The 13176-nt window shown below is 70.7% G+C and carries 12 protein-coding genes; all 12 read right to left on the reverse strand.

Features of this window, described 5'->3' with window-relative positions; genetic code table 11:
* Positions 1-3: 3 nt before the first annotated feature.
* Positions 4-771, reverse strand: a complete 768-nt coding sequence (locus tag WEF05_11170; protein MEX1102440.1) for a ComF family protein — start codon at positions 769-771, stop codon at positions 4-6.
* Between the two features lie 108 nt (positions 772-879).
* Positions 880-1512, reverse strand: a complete 633-nt coding sequence (locus WEF05_11175; protein MEX1102441.1) for a hypothetical protein — start codon at positions 1510-1512, stop codon at positions 880-882.
* 121 nt (positions 1513-1633) lie between these two features.
* On the reverse strand, positions 1634-2890 hold the full coding sequence (gene ahcY / locus WEF05_11180; protein MEX1102442.1) for an adenosylhomocysteinase: 1257 nt from the start codon (positions 2888-2890) through the stop codon (positions 1634-1636).
* A gap of 71 nt (positions 2891-2961) precedes the next feature.
* On the reverse strand, positions 2962-3810 hold the full coding sequence (locus tag WEF05_11185; protein ID MEX1102443.1) for a purine-nucleoside phosphorylase: 849 nt from the start codon (positions 3808-3810) through the stop codon (positions 2962-2964).
* Between the two features lie 7 nt (positions 3811-3817).
* Positions 3818-4912, reverse strand: a complete 1095-nt coding sequence (locus tag WEF05_11190; GenBank protein ID MEX1102444.1) for a bifunctional phosphoglucose/phosphomannose isomerase — start codon at positions 4910-4912, stop codon at positions 3818-3820.
* Positions 4909-5094 carry a Trm112 family protein gene (locus WEF05_11195; protein ID MEX1102445.1) on the reverse strand — a complete coding sequence of 62 codons (186 nt, stop codon included), beginning with the start codon at positions 5092-5094 and terminating at the stop codon, positions 4909-4911. Before WEF05_11195 ends, WEF05_11190 begins: the two co-directional genes overlap by 4 nt.
* 72 nt (positions 5095-5166) lie before the next feature.
* On the reverse strand, positions 5167-6507 hold the full coding sequence (gene manB, locus WEF05_11200) for a phosphomannomutase/phosphoglucomutase (protein MEX1102446.1): 1341 nt from the start codon (positions 6505-6507) through the stop codon (positions 5167-5169).
* Between the two features lie 132 nt (positions 6508-6639).
* Positions 6640-6840, reverse strand: coding sequence for a hypothetical protein (locus WEF05_11205; protein ID MEX1102447.1), 201 nt, complete (start codon positions 6838-6840; stop codon positions 6640-6642).
* 177 nt (positions 6841-7017) lie between these two features.
* On the reverse strand, positions 7018-7314 hold the full coding sequence (locus tag WEF05_11210) for a DUF3499 family protein (protein MEX1102448.1): 297 nt from the start codon (positions 7312-7314) through the stop codon (positions 7018-7020).
* Positions 7315-7402: 88 nt separating this feature from the next.
* Positions 7403-8467: a L,D-transpeptidase family protein gene (locus WEF05_11215; protein MEX1102449.1), complete on the reverse strand. Its 1065-nt coding sequence runs from the start codon at positions 8465-8467 to the stop codon at positions 7403-7405.
* A gap of 124 nt (positions 8468-8591) precedes the next feature.
* On the reverse strand, positions 8592-10034 hold the full coding sequence (locus WEF05_11220) for a DUF5719 family protein (protein ID MEX1102450.1): 1443 nt from the start codon (positions 10032-10034) through the stop codon (positions 8592-8594).
* Positions 10031-13141: a glycosyltransferase family 2 protein gene (locus tag WEF05_11225; protein ID MEX1102451.1), complete on the reverse strand. Its 3111-nt coding sequence runs from the start codon at positions 13139-13141 to the stop codon at positions 10031-10033. The genes WEF05_11220 and WEF05_11225 overlap by 4 nt, the downstream gene beginning before the upstream one ends.
* Positions 13142-13176: the final 35 nt, after the last annotated feature.

Here is a 13176-nt window from a genome sequence, read left to right on the forward strand (position 1 = left end):
ACCTTACGTGGGTCGTTTCGCCCGCGGCTGGCATCGACTACCGGGGATCTGTTCCCCGGGCAACCACAGACCCGGACGAGCGCCATCTCGCCGAGTATAGCGAGCGGGTAGCCGTCCGGGGATCGCCCGAACGGCGGTGATAAGCACGATCTCGCGTACGCCGGATGCGGCGAGGACCTCCGCACACGCCCCCGCCGTCGCCCCGGTCGTGAGCACGTCATCGACGAGCAATACGCGGTCGGGCGTGCTTCCGACGACCGCGAACGCCCCCCGCATCGCCGCGCGACGTTCGGCTCCCCCACGCCGGGCTTGCGGGCCAGGATCGGCGACCCGCCGGATCGCCGGACACGTCGGCATCTCGAGCAACCGGGCGAGTCGATCGGCGAGCGCACCGGCCTGGTCGTAGCCACGCCGGGCTCTCCGGGCGCGGGAGGACGGAACCCAGCAGACGGCGTCGTGCTCGCCGTCGACCATCGTCCGCATCGCGGCGGCCAGCGCCTCGGCCACCGTTCGCCATCCGGCAAACTTCAGCTTGTGGATCGCGGTGCGAGCCGGCCCGCGGAACAACAGCGGAGCGCGGGCGCGATCGACCGGCGGCGGCGGACACAGGGCGCAGGCCTGCAGGGGGCGTTCGGTCGGGCGGCCGCAGCGCGCGCACCAGGGCGGCGCGATCGGGCGGAGCCGTGCCCGGCAGGAGTCGCAGAACGGCCAGGATCCGCGACCGCATCCCGCACAGCGGGGCGGGAACAGAGCATCGAGCACCGCGACCATCGCCCCTACCCTAGGACCCGCCACCGACGCGGAGGGGTCGACCGTCCGCGCTGGGGTCTACGTTCGCTCGCTGACGCTCGCTCACTGCTTGAGACCCCAGACCCCGGGTCAGGGCAGGCGGATGTCGATCCCGTCGCCGCCGGGAACCTCGATGCGCATCGCGGCCTGCGTCCGCAGGACGGGATAGACGGTGAGGGCCCCGCGGCCGGTCTCTTCGTCGATCGTCGTGTCGAGCACGGGTAGGGGGGCCCCGTCGACTCGCACGGTGAGGCGCGGGGGCTCCGGCGGATCGACCGCGGCATGCACGGTGGAGTGATCGCCGGCGAGTTCGACACGCTCGACCGTGATCTTGCCCCCGGAGGCGGCCAGCACCGTTCCGAGCTCGACGGCTCCGCGCCGGGTTGCCGCCCGCGGCCACGCCACGCAGAACCGCTTGCCGCCCGGGAACGTCGCGGTCACCCCGTCGACGGCGGCCTCGCACTCCAGGCCGTACCACCCCGGTGGGAGGTCGGCGATCTGGAACTCGAACGGAACGAATACATCGAGCCCGGGAGCGACATCGACGATCGCGGGCGCGAGGTCGATCGAGCTTCCACGGCCGCCGACGGGCGCGAGCCGCGCCTCGGCGATCGAGACCTGGTGAGGGTCACCGTCGACCCCGCCGAGCACGAACGCCCCCTTGATGGTGGCCGGGAACCGGTCGAAGTGCGAGCGGATCGAGATGGCAGACAGGGGATCCATCAGTCCCGTCCCCGTCCGATGCTCCGTCCCGTTCGCACGCCCGGAGCATAGCCCGGTCGCCGAAACTGCACCGACGAGATCGCTCGGAGCGAACCGACCAGCGCCTCGCCGCGCCTCCGGCTCAGGTTCCCTGCTCCCAGCTATGGAGATAGCGCTCCTGCTCGTCGGTGAGCACGTCGATCTCGATGCCCATCGCGTGCAGCTTGAGGCGAGCGACCTCCCGGTCGATCTCCTTCGGTACCGGGTGGACCGCAGGGGCCAATCCCTCCGCGTTGCGCACGACCCATTCGGCCGACAGGGCCTGGTTGGCGAACGACATGTCCATCACCGCGGCCGGGTGCCCCTCGGCCGCGGACAGGTTCACGAGCCTGCCCTCCCCGAGCAGGTACACACGCCGGCCGTCGGCCATCACGTATTCGTCGACCGAGCCGCGGACCCGCCGGGTCGCTGTGGCGAGGTCCTCCAACGCCGCCTTGTCGATCTCGACATCGAAGTGACCGGAGTTCGCCAGGATCGCACCATCGCGCATCAGCTCGACGTGCTCTCGGCGGATCACGCTCGTGTCACCGGTGACGGTCACGAAGATGTCGCCGATCCGCGCGGCCTCGCGCAGCGGCATCACCTGGTAGCCCTCCATCGCGGCCTCGAGGGCGATGACGGGTTCGACCTCCGTGACGACGACTTTGGCGCCCATCCCGCGCGCGCGGGATGCGACCCCGCGGCCGCACATGCCGTAGCCGCACACGACGATCGTTTTCCCGGCCAGCAAGCGGTTCGTCGCGCGCATGATCGCGTCGATCGTCGATTGGCCGGTCCCGAACCGATTGTCGAACAGGTGCTTGGTATCCGCGTCGTTGACGCTGACGATCGGGTACTTCAACGCGCCGTCCTCGGCCATCGCGCGGAGCCGGATCACCCCCGTCGTGGTCTCCTCGGTGCCACCCAAGATCTCTGAGAGCTGATCGGCGCGCTGCTTGTGCAGAACGCTCACCATGTCTGCACCATCGTCCATCGTGATCTGCGGCCGGCGGTCGAGCACGGCGTCGATGTGCCGGAAGAAGGTCGGCGTGTCCTCTCCCTTGACCGCGTAGGTCGCGATGCCGCCCTGCTCGGCGAGGGCCGCCGCGACGTCGTCCTGGGTCGACAGCGGGTTCGACGCGCACAAGGAGACGTCGGCGCCTCCGGCCGCGAGCGCTTCCATCAGGTTGGCGGTCTCGCTCGTCACGTGCAGGCATGCGGCGATCCGGATGCCCTCGAGAGGCTTCTCCTTCTCGAAGCGTTCCCGGATCAGTCCGAGGACCGGCATCTCACCGGCGGCCCACTCGATGCGCTGGCGTCCCTCACCGGCGAGCCCGGCGTCTGCGATGTCTCGGTCCATGATGCTCCCTTCGTCGTCTCGGCCATGGCGGCCGAAGGATCGGCGCACGACCTACGGCACGGTCGTGGTGCTCACCCCCCGAGCTGCGGGAGCACGTCGGCGAGGATCTCGGCGATCGTGTGCCCGGTTGCCTCCGACACCCGTACCACATCCGCGTGGTCCACGGCTGTCCCGGCCGCGTTCGTCACGCACGCGAGTCCGAGGACCCGCATCCCCAAGGCATGCGCCGGAACCGACTCCGGGACCACCGACATCCCCACGACGTCGGCTCCCGCACCCCGAAGGAACATGCCCTCCGCGGGCGTCTCGTAGCTCGGGCCATGGACGGCAGCGTAGACGCCGTAGCTGACGGCGACCGCCCGCGAGGTCGCATGTTCGAGGGCGGAGGCTCCGAGCTCGGGGTCGTAGACGCCCGCGAGCTCGACGAACGCCGGGCCTCCCTCGGGCGAGCGCCATCCTGCGAGGGGATCGACACCGAGGAAGTTGAGGTGATCGCGCAGCACGACCACCGACCCGGGCGCGAGCCCCTCGGACACGGCGCCCACCGCCGCCGTCAAGACGAGCACATCGGCTCCGAGCGCGTGGGCGACACGCGGCAACAGCGCCGGCACCGCCGGAGGATGCCCTTCGTAAAGGTGGAACCGACCGACGAACGCGACGACCTCGACCCCCGCGAAGGAGCCGGCGACGACCCGCCCGTCGTGGCCGGGAACGGTCGGCTCGGGGAACCCGGGCAGGTCCGCGTACGCGACCTCCGCGGCAGGCTCGACCCTCGCGAGCACCGACGCGAGTCCGGACCCCGTCACGATCGCCACCCGGGGAGAGAACGCGGCGCCGAGTCCGACCCGCTCGCGGAGCGCGGCTGCGGCCTGCTCCGCGAGCCGGTCACCGGGTCCCGGCAGCGCCTCGCGGGTCGTCACGGGCCGCTCACGCGCCCGTGAGGGAGGCCTTGAGCCGATCGATCACCTCGACCGGGGTCGGATCGAACCCCCGAAGGATGCCGAGGTACACGCTCGCGAAGTCGCCCGTGAGGATCAACGAACACAGCTGCGAGAGCGCCGTCGCGCCGGTCGCAACGATCTCCTCGGTGACCAGGCCCGCACCTTCGGCGATGTCGATCGACAAGGGGAACCGCGGCGCGACCTCGGGATGTTCGTCCGCGACGCGCAACCCGATCAGGAAGAACCCGTCACCCGTCCCCGCCGTCCACCCGACGACCTCGTTGTGGTCCAGTTCGGGCAACGCCGAAGAGAACGCGGGGGTCTTGCCGTTCTCGTTCATCTGGGTCTTCCACCGCATCGCGGCGACCGACCCGATGTCCTCCGCTCCCCAGATCACCGGCGTCCGCCGGCCGATCCGCCGGGCGAGGTCCTTCGCGAGGTTCGTCTCCCCGGTGGCGGTCGGGCCGAGACGCGCGGCCAGGCCCTCGAGCACCCGCGCGGTCTCCTCCACGTCCGCCTCGAGCGTCGACGGGAGCCACCCGGCCTCCTCGAGCATCCCGAGCAGGCCGAACGCCAGCTGGCCGAGCGCCGCGCGAGGTTGGTAGCCGGGAGGCAGGGCCGTGGTCGCCACGCCGAGGTTGCCCGCAGCCGCTCCGAGCCGTCCTCCGCTGGTGATCGCGAGGACCCGCGCCCCCCGTTCCTGGGCCTCGGAGAAGCACGACAGCGTCTCCGCGGTGTTCCCCGAGTACGAGGAACACACCACGAGGCTGTGGTGTCCGACGTAGGCGGGGAGCTGCGGGCCCCGCACGACCTCGAACGGAACCGTGAGCCGGTCACGGAAGACCGATCGCACCAGATCGCCCGCCACGGCGGATCCCCCCATGCCGCAGACCACGATCGACGACACGTCGTCGATCATCGGCAACCCCTCGACGGCCCGGCCGGCCGCGTACCCGGCGCGCGCGTCGGCGGGCAGTTGCGTGACGCGGTCGAGCATGCCCGAGGGATCCGCGGCGCGGAGCGCCTCGAGATCGTCGAGGTCGCCGACCGGCTCCCCGGGGGCGGGGACCGGAGCCGTCACTTCTTGCGACCCTCGGGCGGCTTTTCGGCCTCGTCGATCAGCATCACCGGGATCTGATCGCGGATCGGGTATCGGTACCCGCACGACAGGCAGACGATCACCTGCTCGGCGTCGCGTTCCTCCACCTCGCCGTGGCAGTTGGGGCAGGCGAGGATCTCCATCAGCTTGGGGTCGAGCGCCATCGATTGCTCCTTTCCGCCGCGGTCAAACGCGATCGGGGACCGGCGAGCGGTCTCTCGCAAACGGTCGCGACGTCAGCCGCGGATCACGCCGAGGACCTCGGCCGTCTTCTGCTCGAGAAGTGGCTCCGTCCTCGCTTCGACGTTCAACCGCAGTAGCGGTTCGGTGTTCGACGGCCGCACGTTGCACCACCAGTCCTCGAACTCTACCGTCAGGCCGTCGAGTCGGTCCTGCCGCCCGTCCGACAATCTCGTGGCGATCTCGGTGATCTTGCCCTGCTGATCGGTCACCTCGGAGTTGATCTCGCCCGAGTCGTGGTAGCGGCGGAGCGGCAGCAGGAGTTCGGAGAGCGGGGCCTCGGTCGCCGACAGCCGCGCGAGTACGACCACCGCGGCGATCAGCCCCGAATCGGCCCGGTAGTTGTCGCGGAAGTAGTAGTGACCGGAATGCTCGCCCCCGAAGATCGCTCCCGTCTCGGCCATCACCGCCTTGATGTAGGAATGGCCCACGCGCGTACGGACCGGCTTCCCCCCGTGCTCGCGGATCACCTCCGGCACGGTCCAGCTGCAGATCAGGTTGTAGACGACCTCCGCTCCGGGTTCCTGCTCCAGCATCGCTCCGGCCACGAGCGCGGTGACCAGCGAGCCCGACACGTCCCCGGCCGCCTCGTCGATCAGGAACACGCGATCCGCGTCGCCGTCGAACGCCAACCCGATATCGGCACCGTGCTCGAGCACCGCCGCCTTCAGATCCTTCTGGTTCTCGGGGTTGATCGGATCGGCGGGGTGGTTCGGGAACGTCCCGTCGAGTTCGGGGAACAGGTGCACGAGCTCGACCGGGATCCGCTCGAGGACGGCGGGTACGACGAGCCCACCCATCCCGTTGGCCGTGTCGGCCACGATGCGCAGTGGGCGGATCGCGGCCGGATCGATGAACGACACCACGTGATCCACGTACCGGCCGAGCATGTCCATCTCCTGTACCGATCCGGGCGCAGGGACCGATGCGGGCTGGGGGTCGCGCTCGGCGAGGGCACGGACCTGCTCCAGCCCGGTGTCCGCCGAGACCGGCTTCGCGCCGGCGAGGCAGAACTTGATGCCGTTGTACCGGGGCGGGTTGTGGCTGGCGGTGAGCATCAGCCCCGGGACATCGAGTGCTCCCGAGGCGAAGTAGAGGAGGTCCGTCGAGGCGAGGCCGAGATCGACGACATCGGCTCCGCGGGAGGTCGCGCCCTCCGCGAGCGCCGCACCGAGCGACGCGGAGGAGATCCGGCAGTCGCGGCCGATCGCGATCCGCGGCGCTTCGCTCCACGCTGCGAAGGCCGCACCGATCCGGCGAGCGACGTCCTCATCGAGCTCGTCGGGGACGACGCCGCGGACGTCGTAGGCCTTGAAGATGCTGGTCAGATCCGGCACGCGCCGCATCCTACTCGACGGGCGCAGACCGACCGGATCGGGTCGGGACGACGAACGACCCGCGCGCAACGCGCGGGCCGACGAACGATCGAGAGGGCGACGACGCGAGGGTGGTGAGCGGGAACCGTGAGCTCAGGCTGAGCGGGTTCCGACCACGGTGCCGATCACCTGTTGGAGAGATGCATCCTCCCCGTCCTTGTGCCACCACTTCGCTTCGCAGAAGTGGCAGGTGGTGAACGACAGGTCCCGGTCGCCGACCGCCATCTCGATCGTGATCAGCTCGCCCTGTTCACACTGGGGGCAGAGCCGCTCGGGGGCGATCGCTTCTTCCATGCGGGCAATCCTTCCGTGCCGTGGCGTCGACGGCCATAGCTCAGCAGCCCCATTTCTCGGGGGCCCCGCGGGCCCCCTCTCCGATGGGCCGCACCCATGGCGCGCGGCCCCGGTCGGGGGACCGAGTCATCGGCCGTGGCGCTCCTGGCGTCTCCCCCGGTGGGCCGTCTCCGCTGGTCAGGCGCTCTCGACGGCGGAAGGCGCGGTTCCGACGTCGGGGGAGGGAGCCGCGGGCTCGGGGTCGGATCCGGCCTCGGACGCGGCCACGTCGGGAAGGATTAGGACGTTCCGGTCGTCGCGGATCCGCCAGCCCAGCGGGGGCTTGAGCGTGCGGATGTGCTCCTCGCACAGATCGAGGAGGTTCCGATCGGGCTGGGGGGTCAGGTCGGCGACCAGCACCTCCCGTTCCCCGTAGCGCAGGGCGACGGTCGCGATCGCGCCCGCTTCGCAACGCATCTTCGCGCAGGTACGCATGCGGGAAGGCTAGATCACAGGCATGTGATTTCCAAGCATGTGCGAGAGAAGTCGGGATCCGCCGGGATGCGACGGGCCGGGCAGGAGATCAGTAGACGTAGACCGGCGTGCCGATCGGGATGATCTCGTAGAGCTGCTCGGACTCGGCGATCCGCATCCGGATGCACCCGTGGGACGCCGCGGTGCCGATCGAACTCTCCGAGTAGGTCCCGTGGATCCGGATCCCCGGCGCGTTGAGGTAGAGCGCGCGCGTGCCGAGCGGATTGCCCGGTCCCGGACCGATCGAGGCGGGCAAGCCGGAACCCCAGCCGTCCGGCGCGGGATTGACCCACGTCGGGTTCGCGACCTTGTTGATGACCTCGAACGCCCCGGAGGGAGTGGGGAACTCCGCCGTGCCGGTGGCGACACCGTAGGTCTTCACCACGTCGAAACCCTTGTAGGCGAACAGCTTGTTCTGCGCCTTGCTCACCAGGAGCGTGTAGCCGAGGTTGTCCTCGGTGACCTCGGGTGCCACCTTCTCGACCGGCAGGCGAACGCCGCGCTCTCGATCGAGCAGGGCACGCCGCACCTGTGCGACGGCCTGCTTGGCATCGACTGTCCGGCCCGCGACCGCCTTCTGGAAGACGACGTCGTCGCCCTCCATCGTGACCGCCGCGTCGGTCGCGTCCTCGGTGACCTCGCCGACGACCTCGTCGACGAACACCTCGATCGATTGCCTGCGCGAACGGAACCCGAGGTCGACCTCACGCTCGACGGGTTCGTCCGTCACCCGATGGTAGACCCGTGAGAACAGTCCCATCGAGCTGTTCGCGCGCATCGCACGATCCACCGCGCCGGAGATGTTGGCCTTGAGCCCCAGATCCGACGCCGTGACGACCCATGACTCACCGCCGGCCTCGACCGTCAGTTCACCCTCGAGGGTTCGCCTGGCCTCGCGCTTGACGGCCTTGACAGCCTCGGAGCGGGTCATCTCGCCCACATCGATGCCCGCAACCGTCACACCCGGCATCAGGCGGCTCGCGTTGCTGTTGTCGTAGCGGACGGCTGCGAACGCGGTCCCGCCCGCAACGAGCCCCGCGACACCGATCACCGCGAGCACGACGAGCAGCCGGCGGTGACGAGCGGAGGAACGGGCGTGCTTGCCCTTGCTCACGATGCGGCCTTTCGGACGAAGGGGGTCGGGGCGGGGCGACCGGACCAGGATACCGGGCGATCTTCACTCTCGCCCATGGTTCCTGGTGCCCATCTCGTGGTTCCTCGATCACCGCTCGGTGTGCTCACGGCGGGTCGGCCACCCACGCCGGATCGATCGGGGCCCCGGCCGACACGGCGTAGGCCGCGACACCGTCCTTGCCCTGCGAATAGGACGCCGTCGCCGTGACGACCGCGCCGTCGGAGACCCGGACGAGCACCGGTGCTCGGGGTGAGGGCCCGAAGAGGGCCGTGGGCGCCTCAACGGTCCGTCCCGGCCGCACCTGCAGCTGTCTGGTTACCCGATCGCCCTCGCGCGGCAGGGTCGTGAGCGTGACCTCGGCGGCGTCGGCACCCGGGTTCGTGACGACGAGCACCGGCTGCTGAGGAGCCTCCCCCACCGAGGGGAACACGATCCATTGGGCGCCGGGAGCCGGCGCTCCGGCCGTCGCGCCGAGATCCTGGGTTCGGCCGGAGGTGCGCCGCGTCGCGAAGACGCCCGGACGATCGCGACCGCCGCGCAGCCAGATCGTCGAGGGGTCCGGAGCAGCGATGTCGAGCCGCTGGGCCGTCTCGCCGCGTTGCAGCTGCTCCTTCCCCTTGGCGAAGACCTGCGATCCGTGGGAGCCGAGCATCGATGCCGCGTACGCGGTCGAGCGGTCCTCCGGCGCGATGACCGTGACGACGGAGTCGCCGTCCTGTCCCGCTCCCGGCAGGTACGCACCACTCGGCGTCGGGCCCTGCCAGCCGATAACCCCGCGAACCCCGCGATCCTTCGAGATCCCGAGGGTCGACGCCGCGACCCGCCCGAGCGATGACGTGATCGTCGCCCCGAGCACCCGGTCGCCCTCCGCGAACTCGTCCAGCTCGAACGCGACGCTGCGGCCCGCCGGCAGGACGTAGTCGTCCCACTCCGAGACGTTGCCGGGCGGATCTGACGCGCGGAGCACCTCGAGTGTGAACACGGCGTCTCCCGAGAACGGATTCATCACCACCACGAAGGTCTGCTCCTCCTTCGCTTCGGCGGTGCCGTCCCCGAGGGTCCAGACGGGACCTGCCTCGGACAGACAGGGTTCCGCGCTGATCCCCACATCGTCACCCCCGGTGCGCGCGACCCAACCGGCCGCGACATGGCCGCCGAAGTACTCGACCACCGTGGCGCTCCCCCGGTCGGTCGCCGGCGCGACGAGCTCGACGGAGCCTCCCGGCGGCACCCTGACGCGCTCACTCCCCGGCCCGCGTTCGGGACCCAGTCGCCGCGCGCGGACCTCGACGGGTTCGGACCCCGGATTCGCAACCGAGATCACCGCCTCCCAGTCCTTGCCGCCACCATGCGGGCAGTACCACGCGCCCGACGCGACGATACCTACGGCGCCGGTTCCCCGGTCGCGTTCTCCGAGGACGCCTTGGGTCAGCAGCGCACCGGCGACGAGGATCCCGACCAGGACGAGCGCAACGAGGGTCTGGCCACGCGGGCGGAGCTGTTCCCGCGTGCGAGCACGGCGTCCGGGCGTCACGGGGTCGCTCATCTCGACGACACCGGCTTCCTCGTCACCCAGAGGGCCGCGAGCCACAGCACCGCCAGCAGGAGTATCTGGAGGGTTCGGACCCATTGGTCCGTGTACCGGATGCTCACGCGATCCGCGCCCTCCGGAACCTCGAACCCGAACGCCCACGCGAACGCGCGCTCCGCCTCAACCTCATCCGGACCGTCCGAAAGCCGCCATCCCGTCGCGAACTGCTCGCCGACGAAGGCATATGCGGGCTGCTGCTGCGGCGCCGGTCCCTGCCAGCCGCCGGGAGCCGCGTGCAGTTGCTCGGACCCCCGCGGCCCGGGGAGCGCAGCGACGTCCCGCGGGTCCGCGCTCCGCGCGGCCTCGAGGAAGCGATCATCGGCCGGCACGACCGAGGCCTCGGGGAACGTCCGGGCGTTCCGATACACGGTGAGCTCGCCCTCGGTGACCTTGTCCAGGTCGAGCTGGGACTCGAGGCGGACCAGCGTCTCGGCCGGCAGGTCGCCCTCGGCGGCAACGACGAAACGGATCCCGTAGGGAGCCAGCAGGGCGCCCGTGTGCCGGTTCTCCCCCGACACGAGTTCGACGAGGGAGCTCTCGAGCTCGTCGTAGCCCGGCCCCCGATCCGCCCGCCCGGTGTCGAGGGCGACGATGCCGCGACGCCCGGTCAGCCCGTAACGCACCGACGCCGGACCCGCCTCGACGACGCCGATCGGTTCGCCGCCGGGCGCGAGGAACTGACCGCCGCCGGCACCCCCGAGCCACAGGACTCGGAACTCCGCGCTGCCGCGTTGCTCGGAGACGACCGACCACGCGGGAGGCAGGCCGTCGTCGCGGATCCGCCAGTCGCCGACCGACGCGGCCACCACCTGCAGGGTCAGTCCGAGGGTCAAGACGAAGGTGAGCACGGCGGACAGGACCTGCCGCGGTCCGAAGGTCTCGCGGCCGATGCCGCCCGAGACCAGGGATGCTCCCCCGAACCCGATCAGCATGGCCTCGCATGCCGCAACCAGGATCGTGTACGCGGGAGCGTTCGCGAGCGGCGTGGGCAGCCACCCCGCGGCCGACAGCCATGAAAGGAGGATGCCGGCGACCGCGATGATCGCGACCCGATTCGCGGTGGCCCGGTGCTCTCGGGCGACGACGACGAGCGAACAGATCGCCGCGACGGGAAGGAACCACGCGATCGCCCAGTCCCCGGGAGCCGGTCCGATCACGACCCGGATGATCGCTGCGAAGTCGGTCGTACCGACCAGGGAGGAGAAGGACGCATCCGGTGCACTCAGGAGGGTCGGGACGATCGGGAACACGAGCGCCGCACCGATCACGATACCGGCGAGCGAGGTCCTCAGACCGCGGGCGATCGTCGTTCCGGCGGTGATCGCGACGACCGCCAGGACGACCGCGAAGGGGAGCAGCACGGCCGGTTGGAACGCCACGCCGATCGCGAGCGCGATCCCGAGGCCGGCGGCGATCCGCTGCCAGCGCTGGGGTGGTTCGGCCGCGAAGGCGGCGGCGATCCGTTCGATCAGGACGGGCACGACAGCCAGCATCACGAGCAGATCGATCCGACCCTCGGACAGGGCCCACATCGTCGCGGCGCACACCCCGTAGCAGCCGGCGGCGAGCGTGGCCGATGTGCGCTCTCCCGTCAGGCGCACCAACGCCCGGTACGCGGTGGCGGCGGCGAGCACGGGGAGGAGGACCAGCAGCAGCCGCTGGGCGAGAGAGGGATCGCCGAAGGTGAGCCACGAGGCGGACCCGAGCGCCGCGAGGGACGGACTCGCTGCGTCCGTCCCGCCCAATCCGGTCGTGCGGACCCCCGAAACGAGCTCTGCGAAGAAGCCCCCCGCGGACGCGGGGAACGCGGCCAGGGCTCCGCCTCCCAGATCGTCCGCCCCCAGGATCCGTCCGCCCGCCAGGAACACCACGACTGCCGCGACGGCCACACCCACGAGCGCCGGGTGGCGCCGGATCAGCGATGCCGCATGCTCTCGGACCCGGAAGCTCTCCTCGCCCTCGTCGATCTGCTGCTGTTCGGCCAGGATCTTGTTCGCCTCGTCCACCCAGCGCGGGATCCGGAACGTGGCCGACTCCATGAAGCGACGGATCTCGCGATCGGGGACCGTGCGCACGCGCTGGGTACGGCGGCGGCGTGCGAGCGTTCCCGGCAGGTGGACGACGTTCCAGCCCCAGCCTGAGAGCAGCTCCCACGCGTCCTCGAATCGACGCGTCACCGTGAGCAGGAGGGTGCGACCCAGCCCGATCAGAGCGAAGAACGGCAGGAGCACCAGGAGCGAGCCGATCGAGTAGTTCTTCAACATGGCCGTGAGCGATGCCCGCTCGGCGTAGTAGCGCTCGGATCGGTGCTTACCGATATCCTCGCGAGCACCACGCGAGGTGGCCGAAGCGTGCCGAACCCGAGCCAGTGGCGTCATCACGACCTTGAACCCGGCGAGCCGGGCACGCCAGCACAGATCCAGGTCCTCATGGTGGGAGGTCAGACGCTCGTCCAGCGCGCCGACCGTCTGCCACACCTCGCGCGAGACGAGCATCGCGCACGAGGAGACGAAGAGGACTTCGATCACGCGGTCGTACTGCCCGTGATCGATCTCGCCGTCCTGGAGCGGCTGGGTCGGATGACCGAACCGATCGGTGGACCGGCCGACCTCTCGCAGGATCCGTGGATCGTCCCAGTCCACGACCTTGGGACCGACCACGCCGGCCCGCTCGACCGATCCGGCGGTCTCGACGAGCCCGGCGACGGTGTCCGGCTCGAGGACGGTGTCGTCGTGGAGCACGAGCAGGTAGTCCGACTCCGAGGCGACCGGCAGCTCGAGGGCCCGGTCGACCGAGGCGGCGAGCCCCGCGTCCCGACCGAGCTCCAGGACGCGACCCGGGCCGAGCGCCCGCTCGAGCAGCTCGCGGGACCCGTCGGTCGATCCGTTGTCGACCGCGACGACACCCAGCCGGGGATAGGACTGGCCGGAAAGTCCCTGGAGGCACTCGCGGAGCCAGGGCGCGCCGTCGCCCGCCACCAGCACCGCGAGAACGGTGGGGGTGCGCACCTGGCCGTCGACGGGGCGATCGGCGGGTGCACGGTCGGCGTCTGCGCGGATCATGCGGGGTCAGGTTCGCTCGAGGGGGGCCGCGCGAG

The organism is Actinomycetota bacterium, assembly GCA_040881665.1.
GTDB lineage: Bacteria > Actinomycetota > UBA4738 > UBA4738 > HRBIN12 > JBBDWR01.

What these genes read in the sequence shown, in the direction of transcription:
- WEF05_11220 (MEX1102450.1), bottom strand. Translation starts at nt 10,034, where the DNA reads ATGAGCGACCCCGTGACGCCCGGACGCCGTGCTCGCACGCGGGAACAG.
- WEF05_11210 (MEX1102448.1), bottom strand. Translation starts at nt 7,314, where the DNA reads ATGCGTACCTGCGCGAAGATGCGTTGCGAAGCGGGCGCGATCGCGACC.
- WEF05_11225 (MEX1102451.1), bottom strand. Translation starts at nt 13,141, where the DNA reads ATGATCCGCGCAGACGCCGACCGTGCACCCGCCGATCGCCCCGTCGAC.
- WEF05_11175 (MEX1102441.1), bottom strand. Translation starts at nt 1,512, where the DNA reads ATGGATCCCCTGTCTGCCATCTCGATCCGCTCGCACTTCGACCGGTTC.
- WEF05_11205 (MEX1102447.1), bottom strand. Translation starts at nt 6,840, where the DNA reads ATGGAAGAAGCGATCGCCCCCGAGCGGCTCTGCCCCCAGTGTGAACAG.
- WEF05_11170 (MEX1102440.1), bottom strand. Translation starts at nt 771, where the DNA reads ATGGTCGCGGTGCTCGATGCTCTGTTCCCGCCCCGCTGTGCGGGATGC.
- WEF05_11195 (MEX1102445.1), bottom strand. Translation starts at nt 5,094, where the DNA reads ATGGCGCTCGACCCCAAGCTGATGGAGATCCTCGCCTGCCCCAACTGC.
- ahcY (MEX1102442.1), bottom strand. Translation starts at nt 2,890, where the DNA reads ATGGACCGAGACATCGCAGACGCCGGGCTCGCCGGTGAGGGACGCCAG.